Origin of the sequence: Streptomyces sp. IBSBF 2435 (assembly GCF_036815005.1) — a bacterium.
Classification (GTDB): Bacteria; Actinomycetota; Actinomycetes; order Streptomycetales; family Streptomycetaceae; genus Actinacidiphila.
In genome coordinates, this window is the sequence record NZ_JAJSYW010000015.1 from 1 (window position 1) to 14,634 (window position 14,634).

Sequence of the window (14,634 nt, forward strand, 5' to 3'; positions counted from 1 at the left end):
CCGCCCGCCCACCCGGGTGCGGGCGGGGCACCCCCCCGGCGTCCCCGCGTGCATCCGTCGTGCGACGGTGTGCATCTACGCCGGGGCGTCGTGGCGCCGCCACGCCGGAGGGTGGCATGAGGCGGTCGGGGCGAAGGGGTTCCGTGGGGCTCCGGCCGGGCCGGCCCGGCCGGGATATCGACGGCCCGTCAAGTCTGCCTTTCCGGCCAGAAGAGGATATCCAGGCTTGTGCACCGCCCGGAGCTGGACGGTTCCGCCACCTCATCACAATGACGTATCTGCTTCGCAGGCCCTTCCACTTGACGCCGAACAGCGTTCTCGGCGACCGTTTCGTCTCACGGTCGGCAGATCGACCGGAGAAGCTGAGCCTTGTCCCACCGGGCAGTCGTACGTCTTGATCGGCATGGCGTACGAGAGGTACACACCCGGACGCGGCAAGGCCTTTTTCGTGATCCGCAGTCCCCCGCCGCATAGAGAGGAGATGCCGTCATGAGCGTGCTCGATCTACAGACGCTGCAGCCGAGCGTATCGACGAACAGGCCGGCGATTGTCAGCCTGACCAGCAGCAGCAGCAGTTGCTGCGACGTGAAGGAAGAGGGCTGACGGACCGGGCGGCGGGACCCCCGGGCTCCCGCCGCCCGGTCCGTTTCCCGGCAGCGCGCGGCGCCAGCGGTCGCCAGAGCGCGTGAGGGTGACCGCACGAAGGTGCTCCACGGGCCCACGGAGGCGGAGATGCGCGACGAACGATGGGTCAACCGATTCCTTTACGCCTGGAACAATACGCTCTTCTTCGACCCGCTGGACGTCTTCTACAAGCCGAGACGGGACCATTTCCTCGCTTTGCTCGACGAACGGACTCGTGCGCGTTTTGTCCGCAGCGGTATCTGGTGGAGTCATCGGCACAATCCCGCTCTGCCTGCCCAGGGCTGGAAGATCCATGTGTCGGGGCACCACCGCAACGCGCAGGAGATCGCCGACACGGCGATCGGGTACCTCACGGCCCGGGACATCGACTTCAAGATCGCTCTCGACCCCAACATCCTTGAAATGCTCAATTCGAAGGCGATGGCCCGGGGCAGCGGCGGGAAATTCATCACGGTCTACCCACACGACGACGACGAGTTCCGCAGCTGCCTGGCCGACCTGGACCGCCTGCTGGACGGGGCCGAGGGCGCCTATGTCCTGTCCGACCTGCGCTTCCGGGACAACAGGTCCCTCTACTTCCGCTACGGCCAGTTCCTGGACACCCACACCGTCGACGTCATGGGCCGGCGGGTGCCGTACATCACCGGGCCCGACGGGCCGGTCGACGACGACCGTCGCCCGGGCCACGCCCACCCGTGGTGGGTGTCCTGGCCGTTCAGCGACTGGAAGCCGGCCGGGACCACGGAGGGCGACGGGCTGCTCGGCGGCCGTTTCCGGGTCACCGGGGCGATCCAGTTCTCCAACAGCGGCGGGGTCTACACCGCGGAGGACACCGCGGACGACGACCGGGTCGTCGTACTCAAGGAGGCCCGTCCCCACACGAACCTCAATCCGCGGCTGGACCACGACGCGGTGCACATCCTCGCCCGTGAGTGGACCTTCATCAACCGGCTGGGCGACCTGGACTGCTTCCCCACCCCGGTCGCCGCGTTCCGCCACTGGGAGCACCACTTCGTCGCCGAGGAGCACATCGGCGGCACCGACATCCGCTCGGTACTGCTCGAACACAATCCGCTCGCCCGCCCGGTGATCGACACCGACAGGTCCCGCGAGTTCCTGCGGATCTACCTGGCGGTGTTCCGCGGGCTGGCGCGGGCGGTGCGGGCCGCCCACGAGCGAAAGGTCATCCTCGGCGACCTCACCGCCGCGAACCTGGTGGTCGACGCCGAGACCTTCGACGTCACCGTCATCGACCTGGAGTCGTGCCGGCTGGCCGAGGCGGACTCGCAGGACGACGCACACCTGGCGGAGCAGGTCGAGTTGTTCACCCCCGGCTTCAGCCACTCCAAGCGCCGCTTCCGGGCCTCTGCCCCCGAGGACGACCTGTACGGGCTGGCAACCACCATGGCGTACTTCGTCTTCCCGATCGCCGCGATGTCGTACCTGCGCGAGGATGTCCTCGGCCTCTTCCGCGTCTTCACCGACAGCCTGGGCTGGCCGGCCCGCGTCCACGAGTTGATCATGGAGCTGGCGCAGGCGCGGACCACCCTCACCGAGGTCCTCGGCGCACTCGCGGACGAGGAGGAGTTACTCGGCCAGGTGGCGGTCGCGCCTCGGCGCCCGGTGGTGGAGGAGCGGCTCGGGCTGCCGGGGGTACAGGCCGGAGTGGCCGCGTTCGTGACGGCGGTCGCCGACACCGGGCGGACCACCCTCTTCCCGGTGGACCCCTTCGCCCACGTCACCAACCCGCTCAGCCTCGGCTTCGGAGCCGCCGGTGTCCTGTGGGCGCTCAACGCCTCCGGCATCCCCGTCCGCCCCCAGTGGCGCGACTGGCTGCGCGACCGGCTCGACACTGCCGAACCGGCCCATTACCCCGACGGCCTGATGAACGGCCTGGCAGGCATCGCCTGGGCGGCCGGTTCTCTGGGCCTGCACCCGCAAGCCCGCCGCCTGTTGGCCGAGGCCAACCGCCGCGCCCCCGGCATCGGCGACCACACCTTCTACTACGGCCTGGCCGGGCTCGGCATGACCAACCTGCGCTTCCACCTCACCAGCGGACACGACACCGACCTCGCCGCCGCTCAGCAGTGCGCCCAGCTCCTGCGCGAGCGCGCCCACCACGACGGCCGGCACACCTTCTGGCTCAACGACTACTCCGGAAGCGACAACCACCAGCCGCTGACCGGACTCGGCTTCGGGCAGGCCGGCGTCGCGCTGTTCCTGCTGCGCATGCACCAGGTCACCGGCGACGCGTCCTTCCTGCGCCTGGGACGCGGCGCACTGGCCTGGGAGATGGACCATGCCGAGCCGGTCGACGGCGTGCCGATGTTCGCGCACGAGGGCACGATGGAGCCGTACGTCGAGGTCGGCAACGCCGGTGTCGCACAGGTGCTGCTGCGCTACGGCGACCTCGAAGCCGCCCGCCAGGTGCTGCGGGCCCTGGACGTGGGCCAGTCGGTACTGCCGGGTTACACCTTCGGCATGAGCGGCATCGCGGACGCGCTGCTGGACGCCGCAGCGTTCACCGGTGATTCCTCCTACCGGGACACCGCACTGCGCCAGTTGGACTTCGTCCGCGAGGTCTTCCTCTTCGAGCCCGCCGCCCGCTTCGGCCTGACCCGTCAGGACGGAACCGCGCCACTGGGCGTCCCCGGCGAAGGGCTCCTGCGCTGCTCGTGCGACTACGCGACCGGCTCGGCCGGAGTCCTGCGCGTACTCCACCGCGCCAACCACGGCGGCACCGCGGATTTCCTGCTCGACGAGGTGTCGACGTGAAAGAGCTGTGGCGGATTCTGCGCGGCCACAGGACCGCGTTTTCGGTGATCATGGCGATTGAGGCGACCATGTGCGGGGCGGAGGCCCTGCTCCATCCGCTGCTGCTCAAGGCGCTGTTCGACCAGGCAGTCCTGACCAGCGACTTCCACCGGTTCTCCCGGCTCGCGGCCCTGTACGCGCTGCTGGGTTTCACGCTCAACCTGGGGAGTTACTGGCTCGCCTGGTGGCGGAAGCGGTTCGAGAACACGCTGGTGCTGTCCCTGGAGATGGAGTTGCTCGACCGGGCGATCGCGCTGGACGGACGCCGGATGGCGGAGTCCGGCAACGCCTCCTACGTCAGCCGGATCCACAACGACGTCAAGGAAGGCGTCCTGCCGGCGGTCGACGTCTCGATCCGGATCGCGCGGCAGGCGGTGGCCTCGGCCGCGTTCATCGTTGTGCTGCTGTACCTGTCCTGGCAGGCCAGCCTGATCCTTCTGGTCATCGTGCCGCCTCTGGTGTTCGTCAGCAACCGCACGGCCAAGCGGATCGAGGACAACACCGAGCCCGAACGCGAGGCAGAGGCCCGGTACGTCAACACGCTGACCCGGACGCTGGCGTCCTTTCACGCCCTGCGCGGCCTGCCCTCGCTCATGCCCGGCACCCGTACCGAGAACAGGGTCGCGTTGCGCGGCTTCCTGCGCATCGGACTCGCCAACTTCCGGCTCGCCCAGAAGCAGAGCACGCTGAGCAGCCTGGTGATGAACCTCTCCGACACCGCGTCGATGCTCATCGGGGCCTACTTCGTGTTCGCCGGCCGGATGTCCTTCGGAAGTTTCCTGGCCTTCGTCAACTCCCTGTGGCGGGCCGTCACCGGCATCTTCGACCTCGTCAATGTGGTCCCGCAGGCCCGTCGCAATACCGCCGTACTCAGACGGATCCAGACACTGCGCGGAGAGAGGACAGCCCCTTACCACGACGAGGGAGCCATGGTGTCAGTGCGCCGGGTTCTCGTCCGGTACGGAGACGGCAGCGGGGAAGGCGTCGCACTCGACGACTTCGGGCTGAATCCGGGCGAGCACGTGCTGCTGCGCGGACCCAACGGCTGCGGCAAGACCACTCTGCTGCACGTCATCGCCGGGACACTCGCCCCGGACGCCGGTGCGGTCACGCGGCCGGGCCGGGTGGCGAGCCTGACCGCCCCGGTCCACCTGCCTCCGCTGCCGGTAGGGGAGCTGGTGCCCGAAGAACCGCTGCGGACGGCACTCGGTCTGGGCGAGTTCGCCGGCCACCTGCCCTCGGATCTGTCCTCGGGCCAGCGGCAGCGGACCGCGGTGGCGGCCCTGCTGAGCGAGGACGCGGACCTCTACCTCGCCGACGAACCCTTCGCCAACCTCGACGAGCACGGCAGAAGGCTGGTGCTGCGGGCCCTGGACGAACGCACCCGGGGTCGCGGCCTGCTGGTCGTGCACCACGGCGACGAGGAACTCGACAGTTCCTTCGACCGGGTGGTGACCCTCTCCCGGGCCGGCCTGGGGGCCGCCATCATCTGAGCGATGACCGGCGTGACGTGCTGATCATGCTAGGACCTGTGCGTTCTCGCTCGCTGGGGCCCTGGGCCGCTGCTGAGGAGCCGTCACGGCTCCCCCACGTTCTCCCTTTCAGGCACCGACGCCGCCGTCGACCGGCACGAGCGCGCCGGTCGCCATCGCGGCGCGGTCGCTGAGCAGCCACGCGGCCACCTCGGCGACCTCGCGGGGCTCGGCCATGCGGCCGAGCGGGGTCGCCGCGTTGTTGCGCTCGATGACGCCCGGGGACACCGCCTCCCAGGCGTCGATCATCTCCGTGGCGGTGCCGCCGGGGGTGATGCCGTTCACCCGGCTGCCTGGTAGACGGTGACCGAGTGCGACAGGTCGTCGTAGACCAGGCCGTAGCCCGCGGTGACCAGGAAGGGCGAGTCGTCCAGGCCCGTGGTGGCGCGTAGGTCCCTGCCGGTCCTGGCGTCGAGCGTCATCGGGTCGTGCCCGACGCCGTAGACCACGCCGTGCCAGGCCGCCGTCACGCCCGGCGCCTCGCGGTGCGCGGCCGCGTCCGGCAGCCGCCACAGCACCTGGTGGGTGTGGACGTCGACGGCCCACACGGCCGCGCCCTGATCGGCGCCGCGGCCCGAGCAGACGGTGGTGTCCCTGCCGTCGTAGTCGCAGCGCGTCATCATGGTGTCGCCGAAGTCGATGACGACCTTGCCGGTGGCCGGGTCGATCAGCAGGTCGAACTCGATCGCCACAGCGAGCGTCAGCCCGGGTCCCGCGTCCGACGTCTGCGCCTCGCCGACGCCGAGGCTGCGCTCCCAGAGCCGGTGTCCGTCCGCCACGGACACGCCCGCATAGGCGCCGTCACGGCGGAGGCCGTCGATCGCGGAGCCGTCCAGGTCGACGGCGGTCAGGTCGTCGTCGGTCCACAGCACCTTGCCGGTACGGGCGTCGAGCAGCACGGACCTGGCCGGCGTCTCGGAGTAGCCCTGGGAGGCGACGGTGACCAGGACGTGCTCGGCGTCCATGTCGATGACCTCGGGCACCGGGTCGTCCTGGGCGAGCAGCATGTCGCTGTCGTCGTTCTCGGCACCGCCGACGTCCTGCGACCACAGCGTCCTGCCGCTCGCCGCGTCGAAGCCGACGACGACGTTCGCGGCCCGGTCCTCGGCGGTGCCGGTCCCCGCGATGTCGGTACGGAAGGCGCCGGCCACGATCCCGCCGCCGAAGCGCGGCGCGCTCACCAGCGTGTCGGCGTCGGGGACCCGGGTACGCCAGGCGGTTCCGCCGTCCGCCAGCCGCAGGCCGGTGACGCCGACGAGTTTGGTGTCGTACGCGTACGCGCGTCCGTCGCCGACCGTCATGACCTCGTCGATATCCTGGTTGCGCACCGACGAGAACCAGTTCCCCTGGAGGACCGAGGCGTGGTCGGGCGCGAAGGCCCGCGGCGGGTCCTGGAGCTCCGGCTGCGGCTCGGCGCCGCCGTGCGCGCCCGGGGACGTGTCGACGGGGGGCGGCACCGGGTCTCCGCCGCAGGCCGCCAGGGCACCGGCCACGGCGACCGTCGCGGCGATCACGCGGACCCAGCGCGCTAACCAATACGTCCTCATGAGCCCCACACTCTGGCAGATTCCGATCCCGGGCGTGAGCGGACGGCGGATGTCCGCCACGGCTTTCGCACGGTGACGGGCACTGCTACCCGCCCCGCCACCGGCGGCGAGGCCTGGAGCGGGCCCGGGTAGGCGGGCGCACCCACGGCTTGGTCCGCGTTCTCACGCGGGTACAGCGCCTGCAGGTTCGCTGTCGTCTCCCGGCCGCGGCCGACGGGCCGGGTGGAGCCGTCGATGGCCGTCTGCACGATTCCCCGGTCCAGGCCCGGCTCGGCGCGGCGGCCACGCAGGGTCTGGGTGAGGTGCCGACGGGCTCCGGCGAGCAGATGCCGGCAGGCGAACGCGCCGCCCATCACATACACCGCGGCGACGACATCGACGGCGGCCAGGGGCCGTCGTGGACCGGCCGCACCCGCGCCCGGTCCACGACGGCCGGCCACCGGACCCGCCCACCCGCCATACCGGTACGTGGAAGTGCCCGAGCATGATGACGGCCGCGGCGCCGTTCGTCAGCGCTGCGCACCGAACGGCTTGTTCGCTCCGTACTCGTCGTGGCGCTGTTGCTCTCGATCGCTCTCCGGTGCCATCGTGGCAACGGCTCGCCCTCCGGCGGGCGTCTGCGCCACCACAGCACGCCCAGCGCGCGTACGGTCCCATTCGATCGGCGACAAGGACGTCATCATGCGCAGCAAGTTTCCCGGCCTCAAAGCCCTCGTGATCCCCGCGGCCACCGCTGTCGGTCTGTGCGGGCTGATCGCCGCCGGCCCGGCACAGGCCACGGCTCCGGGGCAGGCGGCCTCCGCGGCCCCTGAGCACGTGGCAACCAACCTGACGAAGCCCGCCCGGCCCGAGGTGGTCAGCCCCAACCTGCTGTCCGCGGGATCCTTCGAACAGAGCATCGCCGGCTGGCAGCGGCTGACGCCCCCGGGCGCGGTCGTCAACTGGGCCGACTACGACACGTCGGCCGGCGCCCCGTCCCCGGCCCACGACGGCACCGGATACCTGGCCACCAACTCCGACACCGCCGGCGGCTCCGTCTATCAGGACGTGGTGTCGCCCTACGGCGCCGGCGGGGTGTACGAGGCCTCGGTGTGGCTCTCCTCGGCGTCCGGCACCGCGACCGGCACCTTCTGCCTGTGGAGCATCTACACCACCAACAACAGCCTGTGCAGCAACTACAGCGTCGACGCCGCGACCGGCTACCAGAACTATGTGCTGATCTACGGCGTGCCGGTGCCGACGGGCACCCTCCGGTTCCAGATCTACCCGTCGCCCAACGGCGGGACCACCGACATCGACACCGCCAGCCTGCAACGGATCTCCTGACCCGCAGAGCGGCCGTGGCGCTCCGCACGGCCGCTCCCGGCAACGGCCGGCGCCCCTGAGGCGGCCCTGCAGGGCATCGTGCGGGCTCTGAAAAGGAGACCTGACAGGTCCGAACCCTGTCGGCCGGAGCAAGCACGACCGGCCTCGACACCCCGGATCCTGGACACACGGGCCGCTGGATCCTGAGGATCTGAGTGATCTGATCGCCTGGCGGCACGCGGCCCGGTCCCGGCCCCACTGCGGGGGAGATCCCGAAGGGAACCGGCATCCCACCGACACCCGAGCGGTCCTCCAGTACATGGGCAGACTTTCTGCGCTCCCAGGTCGAGGCCCTCCTGGTCTGCGACTTCCTCGAAACCGTCACCCTGTTCCGTGTCGGCGGCCGGGAGGGCTGCCAAGGCGCGGGCGGGCCGAAGCGGCGGCTGAGACGCGGACCGCTCGGACATCGTCGTCAAGGTGACGACGACCGGTCTGTGCGGCTCCGGCCTGTACCTGCACGGCCGTGGTGCGGAACAGGACCCAGGTCTCCGCAATCACCCGTGCGCGGGGAGCCCAGCTCGATCGCGGTTCGCGCTCAGCAGGACTCGCCAGCGCGGTAGCTCCGCAAACGGCACGACCAGGCACAGGACGGTCACCGTTGCGGCGATCCACGTCGCCCGCAGCGCCCACGCAGAAGCTGCCGCCGCCACCAGCTGGAGCACGACCAGCAAGATGGTGACGATGCCCGGCACCGCAACGGGCGCGTCTCCGCCGGGCCGGTCACCCGGGGTACTGAAGACGGCAGGCAGCCCGATCAGCAGCAGGACGGCGCAGATCGCCAGCGTCACCGAGTACGGCCACAGGGCCCAGGGAGTGCACACCCAAGCGGCCACCTCGCCGGCGAAGCGCATACCGCCTCGGACGTAGTCGTGCCCCGGCCGTTGCGTCGTGGCCCTCACGGTGCCGACGGCGGCCTTCCGGCCTCCGTCGGCAAAGGGTGCCTCGGACAACGGCTCGGCCGGAGCTCTCCTGTTCACCGGCGGCTGCGGGGTGGACACGGAGGGATCGGTGGCGGCCATGTCATCCTTCGGAGTCGTGATCAGGGGGGTCGGCCCGGAAGCCGGCGATCAGGGTGTCGATGAGAAAGTGGAAACTCCGCGTGACGTCGCGGGGCATCCCGAAGCCGCCGGCCCCCTCAAGGGTGACGAACCCGTGCAGCGCCGACCGCAGCGCCCTTGCGGAGTCGACCACGCGCGCGTCGGGCAGGCCGAAACCGGCGAGGACATCGAGCAGAATCTGCAAGGCCTCTTCGCTGACGCGGCGGTCCTCCTCGTCACCGGCCGCCGGAGCGGGGACGGTGGCGGCGTAGCGGCCGGGATGCTCCAGCGCCCAGCGGCGGTAGCTGTTGGCGAACGCCCGGACCGCGTCCGGGCCGGAACGGCCGACGGACTCCCGGGCCAGCTGATGGCCGAATTCACGCTTGGCCTGGACGGAAATGCCGTGCCGCAGTTCTTGCAGGGAGCTGACGTGCTTGTACAGGGACGGCGGCCGTACGCCGAGCCTGTCGGCCAGCAGACCCATGGTCAGGCCCGCTAAACCGACCTCGTCGGCGAGCGCCGCTCCCGCCGCGACGACGGTGCTCGTATCGAGTCCTGCCCTAGGCACGGGCGTGTGCTTCCAGGAAGGCCAGCATCAGGGTCACCGTCTCCTCGGGGTACTGGTCGTGCGGGTAGTGGCCGGCTCCCTCGACCATCGCGAGCTCTCCCACACCGGCCGGCATCGCAGCTACGATCGCCTCGCCCTCGGCGCGCGGATCGGCCCAGTCGGGGTCGAGCGAACCTTGGACGATCAGGGCGGGGCACCGCACGTTGCCCAACTGGGCGCCGGCGTCGGTCGGCGCGGACCGCCCCATCTTCTGCATCGCCCGCATCCCACCAGATCTTCATGAGTCTTCTAGGGCCGGCCCGGTTCGGCCTCGTTGCCCGGGCCGGCCCCGGACGCGGCCTTCGGGGCCGCCACGCTCTTCTCTTCCCCGGCCGGATGCGGCGGCGCGGCTTTCCGGGGCGCGGGTGCGGGTGGCTTCTTTTTGCCCGGGGGGTCCTGCCTGCCGTGCGGTGCGGGCCGGAGTGCCGGCGCGGGCGAGGCCGGATGGGCGGCCGGCAGGGACCGATTCGGCGCTATGCGGTGCCGGGACCGGGCGGAGGGCGGGCCGGCCGTCGAGGGGCCGACCCGCGCCGGGCTGACCTCGCCGGTCGGTGTGGACGGGCTGGCCGTCGCACTGGCCGGAGCGGAGCGATGGCTGCCCGTGTCCGGCGTGGCCGGGCCGCCGTCCATGGCCAGTAGCGTTGCCGCCGTGGCGCCGACCACCACGACGGCGGTCAGGCCGGCGACCAGCGCGCGCCGCCGGCGCTCCGGGTGCGCGAGGGCGCCATGGACGACGGTCCGGCTGGGCCGGGTGGGGACATCCATGGCGGCGAGTGCCCGCGGTGAACGGGAGGCGGCCGCCCGGTGCAGCAGTTCGGCACAGCGGCGGGCGTCAGGTCGCTCCCTGGGCTCGCTGCGGGTCATCGCCTCGATGACGTGTGCCAGCTCAGCCTGGAGCCACCGGGGGATCTCCGGCGACCGGAGCAGCCGGGCCGCGCTCGCCTCCAGCGGCGCTCCCTGGTACTCCTTCTCGCCCTTCACCGCTTCGAGCAGGACCAGTCCCAACGAGTAGATGTCGCTGGCCGGACCTGCCCCTCTGCCGAGAACCTGTTCCGGGGCCAGATAAGGCACCGTGCCGACCACCGTGCCGGGCTCCGCGCGGGTGGGGTCGTCGATGAGCCGGGAGATCCCGAAGTCGGCGAGATACGGGATGTCGCCGGGCCCGAGGAGGACGTTGGACGGCTTCACATCGCGGTGGACGATCCCGGCCGCGTGGGCGTGCGCCAGCGCCAGCGCCAGTTGTTCGCCCAGCCGCGCCACGTCGGCGTCGGTCAGCGGGGCCCCGCCGTGGATGCGCTCGCGCAGGGTGATGCCGTTCACCAGGTGCATCACCACGTAGGCGCCGCCGAGGTAGCGGCCGGTGTCGTGGACCGCGAGCAGCGCCGGGTGCGACAGGCGGCCCAGCAGGATGGCCTCCTCGCAGAATCGGTCGGCGGAGACCGCGGTGGCGCCCGGGCGGAACACCTTGACCGCGACCTCCCGTCGCAGCCTCAGGTCGGCGGCCCGGAAGACGTCGGCGGTCCCGCCGGTGCCCAGGATCTCGTCCAACCGGTACCGGTCGTCGAGGACATCGCCGGTCCGCGGGCCCGCAGGGCCGTCAGGACGTTGAATGGCGGACATGCGACCCCCGTAGACGACGAAGACGTGACCCGCCTCCTACCCCGGACCTGGTGGTGCATTCGGACGGACAGACGGGCGGCCCCGGGGCCGCCCCGCCGGCGGGCGGTGCCACGGCCCGGGTCAGAATCGGGCATGGTGGACCGAGGGGCCGGAGCGCGAACCGCTCAGTCGTGGCTGGGCCGCCACGCTGATCATGCTGGTCGTGGCCCTCTTCGCTGTCGGACCCGACGGATACGGATCGGGCCGCGGACCTCTGCCGGTGTGACAGGTCGATCACCCTGGGTGATCTCGATCACACCGGCCGCAGCCAGCCGCCACGCGGCCTGACGTGTCGGCTCCATCAGCGCGCGCCATCCGTCGCCCTCTCCCGTGTACGCCGCTCGCGCGGCATCGGAAGGGCAGATCGACGAGGTCGGGTCTCGGCGCTCCAGCAGATCCACAATGGCACGCTCGACAATCCCACCGACTTCCTCCTGGTCTTCCGCCATCCTCCGAGTATCGCTCCGCCGCCGCAGATGTGGCAGCCGCCTTGGCGAGGGGGGCCACACGGATCAGGGCGTTGGCGCGGACGAGGGAGCCTCGGCCCCGTGGGCCGGAGTCGGGATTCATCGCCGCTCATGGTTCGAGATCCGAGTCCTGCCACCGACGCATCGACGGAGCACGGGACGATCGGTGCGTAGCTCAGCCGTGCTGCCCGGCAAACGCGACCGCCGTCCCCAGGACAACGCAGGAACCCGAAGGGGATCTGGACGCTACGACGCGCCCGCGGGGGTATCCGGTTGGCCACCGGGGGCGGGTTCGCTGCCTCCGGCTGAACCGAGCACGAGGAGCATCATGGCCACTGCGTCATCGCGGCGTCTTCAGCGCAGCGCGCGTGAGGTGTTCGGCTGGGACCGTTTGCGGCCCGAGCAGTTGCTGGCGATGGAAGCGGTGATGGAGCGGCGGGACACGCTGGTGGTGATGCCTACCGGTGCGGGGAAGTCCGCGGTGTACCAGGTGCCCGGTCTGCTGATGCCGGGGCCGACTGTCGTGGTCTCTCCACTGATCGCCCTCCAGCGGGACCAGGTGCAGGGGCTGTTGGCCCGGACGGGTGCGGACGCCGTGGCGGTGAACTCCACCCAGAGCGGCAGTCAGAACGCGGCGGTTTGGGACCGGATCAGCGCGGGTGACGTCGATTTCCTCTTCCTGGCACCGGAGCAGTTGGCGAAGGACGACGTGATCGAGCAGCTCGCGGCGGCGAAGCCGGCCCTGTTCGTGGTGGACGAAGCCCAGTGCGTGTCGTCGTGGGGGCATGACTTCCGCCCCGAGTACCTGCGCCTGGGGCAGGTCATCGACCGGCTCGGACGTCCCCCCGTGCTCGCCCTGACCGCGAGTGCCGCCGCCCCCGTGCGGGCTGACGTCATCGCCCAGCTCGGGATGCGCGACGTGCACGAGGTCGTCACCGGCTTCGACCGTCCCAACATCCACCTGGAGGTGATCCCCTTCCGGGACGCCGAGGTCAAGAAGCGGGCCGTGATCGAACGCGCGGCGGCGGAGCCCAAACCGGGCCTGGTCTACGCCGCGACACGCCGGGAGGCGGAGGAGTACGCGGACGAGCTCGGCGCACTCGGGCTGGATGTGGCCGCCTACCACGCCGGGCTTCCGGGGACCGATCGCAGCACCGTACACGACCGGTTCATGTCGGGTGCGCTGGACGTGGTCGTCGCGACATCCGCCTTCGGGATGGGCATCGACAAGCCGGACGTGCGCTTCGTCCTGCACGCTTCCGTTCCCGGATCTCTGGACGCCTACTACCAGGAGATCGGCCGGGCAGGCCGCGACGGGGAGCCCTCGCGCGCGATCCTCGCCTACCGACCGCAGGACCTCGGGATGCAGCGCTTCTTCGCGGCCGGCCGGCCGGACCCGGACACCGTCTCCCAGGTGGCGAGCACCCTGGAGAAGCACGACGAGCCGGTTCACCCGAGCGACCTTCGAAAGGAGACCCACCTGACGGCCAGCCGGCTGACCGCGGTCGTCAACCTCCTGGAGCAGGTGGACGCGGTCCGCACCACCGACAGCGGAGACCTGGAGCCGACCGGCGACAGGACCGCGGCCAGCGCGGCACAACAGGCGGTCGAACTCGGCGACGCCCACCAGCAGTTGGAGCGGTCACGGGTCGACATGATGCGCGGCTACGCGGAGACCACCGGATGCCGCCGCCGGTTCCTGCTCGGCTACTTCGGGCAGCCCGAAGAACGGTCCGAGGGATGCGGATCCTGTGACCGGTGCGCGGCGGCCGAACTCGCCCAGCATGGTGGAGGCGGCGGTCCCGCGGTCCTGTCCGGCACCGGTGGCCCGATCCCCGCGCCCCGCGCCGCGGTACCGGGCGGCGACGACCGGCGCTCCTTCCCTCCCGGCACCCACGTCCGGCACGGGCACTGGGGAGAGGGCTCGGTGATGAGCGAGGAGGACGAGCGTCTGACCGTGCTCTTCGACACGGTCGGCTACCGCACCCTGTCCTTGGCCGTCGTCCAGGAGAACGGCCTGCTCACGGTGACCCCTGAGTCCTGACGCCCTGGCACCTGGTCCTCTGGCCCCTGACCTCGGGCGGGAGCCGGGGGCCGTCGTCGCACCGGCTGCCGGAGGCTCCGGCGGGCGGGCCCCCGGCACCGGCCTTTCAGACACCGGCGCAGCGAGACGGGGACTGCTTCCTGATGTACCGCGGACTTCTCTGGTGAGTGGTCGCGTGCCACGGGACAGCCGACTAGGACCCGGAGTTCCCGCCGAGGCCGAAAGAGGTTTCCTGCCGTCGTCGCGGCGAGCACCCGTTCGCCCCGCGCTCGGTGTGCGCGGGGCGGCGGCCAGCGAGAAGCGGCGGTTCCCCCGCCCGGGTACCGGGGCTGGGGGAACCGCCGCTGTCACACGGTCCGGTCAGGCGCGGCGACCGGTGATGACGCGGTAGATCGCCAGCAGGATCATGGACCCGACGATCGCGGCGATCCACGTCGACAGGTGGAAGAAGCCGTTGATCGAGTGGACGTGGAAGATCACCTTGCCGAGCCAGCCGCCCAGCAGGCCGCCGGCCACGCCGATGAGCATGGTGATGATGACGCCGCCCGGGTCACGGCCCGGCATGAGCGCCTTGGCGATGGCCCCGGCCAGCAGCCCGATGATGATCCACGCGATGATACCCACGGCAGTGCTCCTCTTTTTGCGCTGTCATGCCTTTGTCGACTGACTCCTGTCGATCACCTTATGGACGCAACCACCGCCTCCAAACCTCACGTCGCCCGGTGTCTTCTGACCCGCTGTCACCCTTCGACCGGTCACCGCCTCAGCACAGCAGCCGCCGTCATCACGGCCTGACCGCTGCTCCCCTCCCCCGTGGGCGTCCCGCGACCGGCAGCACCACCCATCCGATCCCTGTCCGAACGCCGATGACGCCCGGCGAGCAGGCAGGACGGCCCGGCACGGCGGCAGCGCGGGAT

General features: G+C 71.1%; 11 protein-coding genes and 3 pseudogenes. 6 read left to right on the top strand and 8 right to left on the bottom strand.

Annotation, left to right across the window (positions count from 1 at the left end):
- The first annotated feature begins 489 nt into the window (after nt 1-489).
- The 3 genes from V7E46_RS05015 (at nt 490) to V7E46_RS05025 (ending at nt 4,952) form a co-directional block, all read left to right on the top strand.
- On the top strand, nt 490-603 hold the full coding sequence (locus V7E46_RS05015) for a class III lanthipeptide (protein WP_333767268.1): 114 nt from the start codon (nt 490-492) through the stop codon (nt 601-603).
- Nucleotides 604-732: 129 nt separating this feature from the next.
- Nucleotides 733-3,420, top strand: a complete 2,688-nt coding sequence (gene lanKC, locus V7E46_RS05020; RefSeq protein ID WP_333767269.1) for a class III lanthionine synthetase LanKC — start codon at nt 733-735, stop codon at nt 3,418-3,420.
- Nucleotides 3,417-4,952, top strand: a complete 1,536-nt coding sequence (locus tag V7E46_RS05025) for an ABC transporter ATP-binding protein (RefSeq protein WP_333767270.1) — start codon at nt 3,417-3,419, stop codon at nt 4,950-4,952. The genes lanKC and V7E46_RS05025 overlap by 4 nt, the downstream gene beginning before the upstream one ends.
- Before the next feature lie 108 nt (nt 4,953-5,060).
- On the opposite strand, the pseudogene V7E46_RS05030 reads toward V7E46_RS05025, so the two are convergent.
- Nucleotides 5,061-5,285 (bottom strand): annotated as a pseudogene (locus V7E46_RS05030) (SDR family oxidoreductase); the annotation flags it as partial.
- The gene (locus V7E46_RS05035; RefSeq protein WP_333767271.1) at nt 5,273-6,538 is read right to left on the bottom strand and encodes a hypothetical protein; all 1,266 of its coding nucleotides are present in this window, start codon (nt 6,536-6,538) and stop codon (nt 5,273-5,275) included. The gene V7E46_RS05035 and the pseudogene V7E46_RS05030, both read right to left, overlap by 13 nt.
- Before the next feature lie 681 nt (nt 6,539-7,219).
- Here V7E46_RS05035 and V7E46_RS05045 point away from each other — a divergent pair.
- Nucleotides 7,220-7,864 (top strand): hypothetical protein, encoded by a 645-nt coding sequence (locus V7E46_RS05045; RefSeq protein ID WP_333767272.1) that lies wholly within the window; start codon nt 7,220-7,222, stop codon nt 7,862-7,864.
- Nucleotides 7,865-8,100: 236 nt separating this feature from the next.
- A pseudogene (locus tag V7E46_RS05050) lies at nt 8,101-8,232 on the top strand (integrase core domain-containing protein); the annotation flags it as partial.
- A 165-nt stretch (nt 8,233-8,397) separates the two neighbouring features.
- Here the strand turns inward: V7E46_RS05050 and V7E46_RS05055 are convergent.
- From V7E46_RS05055 to V7E46_RS05075, 5 genes and pseudogenes are all read right to left on the bottom strand, one after another.
- Nucleotides 8,398-8,922 (bottom strand): hypothetical protein, encoded by a 525-nt coding sequence (locus V7E46_RS05055; protein WP_333767273.1) that lies wholly within the window; start codon nt 8,920-8,922, stop codon nt 8,398-8,400.
- Nucleotide 8,923: 1 nt separating this feature from the next.
- Entirely contained in the window at nt 8,924-9,508 is a 585-nt protein-coding gene (locus V7E46_RS05060) for a TetR/AcrR family transcriptional regulator (RefSeq protein WP_333767274.1), read from the bottom strand.
- Nucleotides 9,501-9,779, bottom strand: a pseudogene (locus V7E46_RS05065) (alpha/beta fold hydrolase); the annotation flags it as partial. The gene V7E46_RS05060 and the pseudogene V7E46_RS05065, both read right to left, overlap by 8 nt.
- A gap of 17 nt (nt 9,780-9,796) precedes the next feature.
- Complete coding sequence (locus V7E46_RS05070; RefSeq protein ID WP_333767275.1) at nt 9,797-11,167, bottom strand: serine/threonine-protein kinase; 1,371 nt, start codon at nt 11,165-11,167, stop codon at nt 9,797-9,799.
- Nucleotides 11,168-11,358: 191 nt separating this feature from the next.
- Complete coding sequence (locus tag V7E46_RS05075) at nt 11,359-11,655, bottom strand: DUF3253 domain-containing protein (protein ID WP_333767276.1); 297 nt, start codon at nt 11,653-11,655, stop codon at nt 11,359-11,361.
- Between the two features lie 346 nt (nt 11,656-12,001).
- On the opposite strand from V7E46_RS05075, the gene V7E46_RS05080 reads away from it, so the two are divergent.
- Nucleotides 12,002-13,717 carry a RecQ family ATP-dependent DNA helicase gene (locus V7E46_RS05080; RefSeq protein ID WP_333767277.1) on the top strand — a complete coding sequence of 572 codons (1,716 nt, stop codon included), beginning with the start codon at nt 12,002-12,004 and terminating at the stop codon, nt 13,715-13,717.
- Between the two features lie 360 nt (nt 13,718-14,077).
- Here V7E46_RS05080 and V7E46_RS05085 read toward each other — a convergent pair whose 3' ends face one another.
- Nucleotides 14,078-14,341 (bottom strand): GlsB/YeaQ/YmgE family stress response membrane protein, encoded by a 264-nt coding sequence (locus V7E46_RS05085; RefSeq protein WP_333767278.1) that lies wholly within the window; start codon nt 14,339-14,341, stop codon nt 14,078-14,080.
- Nucleotides 14,342-14,634 lie beyond the last annotated feature (293 nt).

Bases quoted from the DNA above. Each gene is read 5' to 3' on its own strand.
- V7E46_RS05015 (WP_333767268.1), top strand. From the start codon at position 490: ATGAGCGTGCTCGATCTACAGACGCTGCAGCCGAGCGTATCGACGAAC.
- lanKC (WP_333767269.1), top strand. From the start codon at position 733: ATGCGCGACGAACGATGGGTCAACCGATTCCTTTACGCCTGGAACAAT.
- V7E46_RS05035 (WP_333767271.1), bottom strand. From the start codon at position 6,538: ATGAGGACGTATTGGTTAGCGCGCTGGGTCCGCGTGATCGCCGCGACG.
- V7E46_RS05045 (WP_333767272.1), top strand. From the start codon at position 7,220: ATGCGCAGCAAGTTTCCCGGCCTCAAAGCCCTCGTGATCCCCGCGGCC.
- V7E46_RS05055 (WP_333767273.1), bottom strand. From the start codon at position 8,922: ATGGCCGCCACCGATCCCTCCGTGTCCACCCCGCAGCCGCCGGTGAAC.
- V7E46_RS05070 (WP_333767275.1), bottom strand. From the start codon at position 11,167: ATGTCCGCCATTCAACGTCCTGACGGCCCTGCGGGCCCGCGGACCGGC.
- V7E46_RS05075 (WP_333767276.1), bottom strand. From the start codon at position 11,655: ATGGCGGAAGACCAGGAGGAAGTCGGTGGGATTGTCGAGCGTGCCATT.
- V7E46_RS05080 (WP_333767277.1), top strand. From the start codon at position 12,002: ATGGCCACTGCGTCATCGCGGCGTCTTCAGCGCAGCGCGCGTGAGGTG.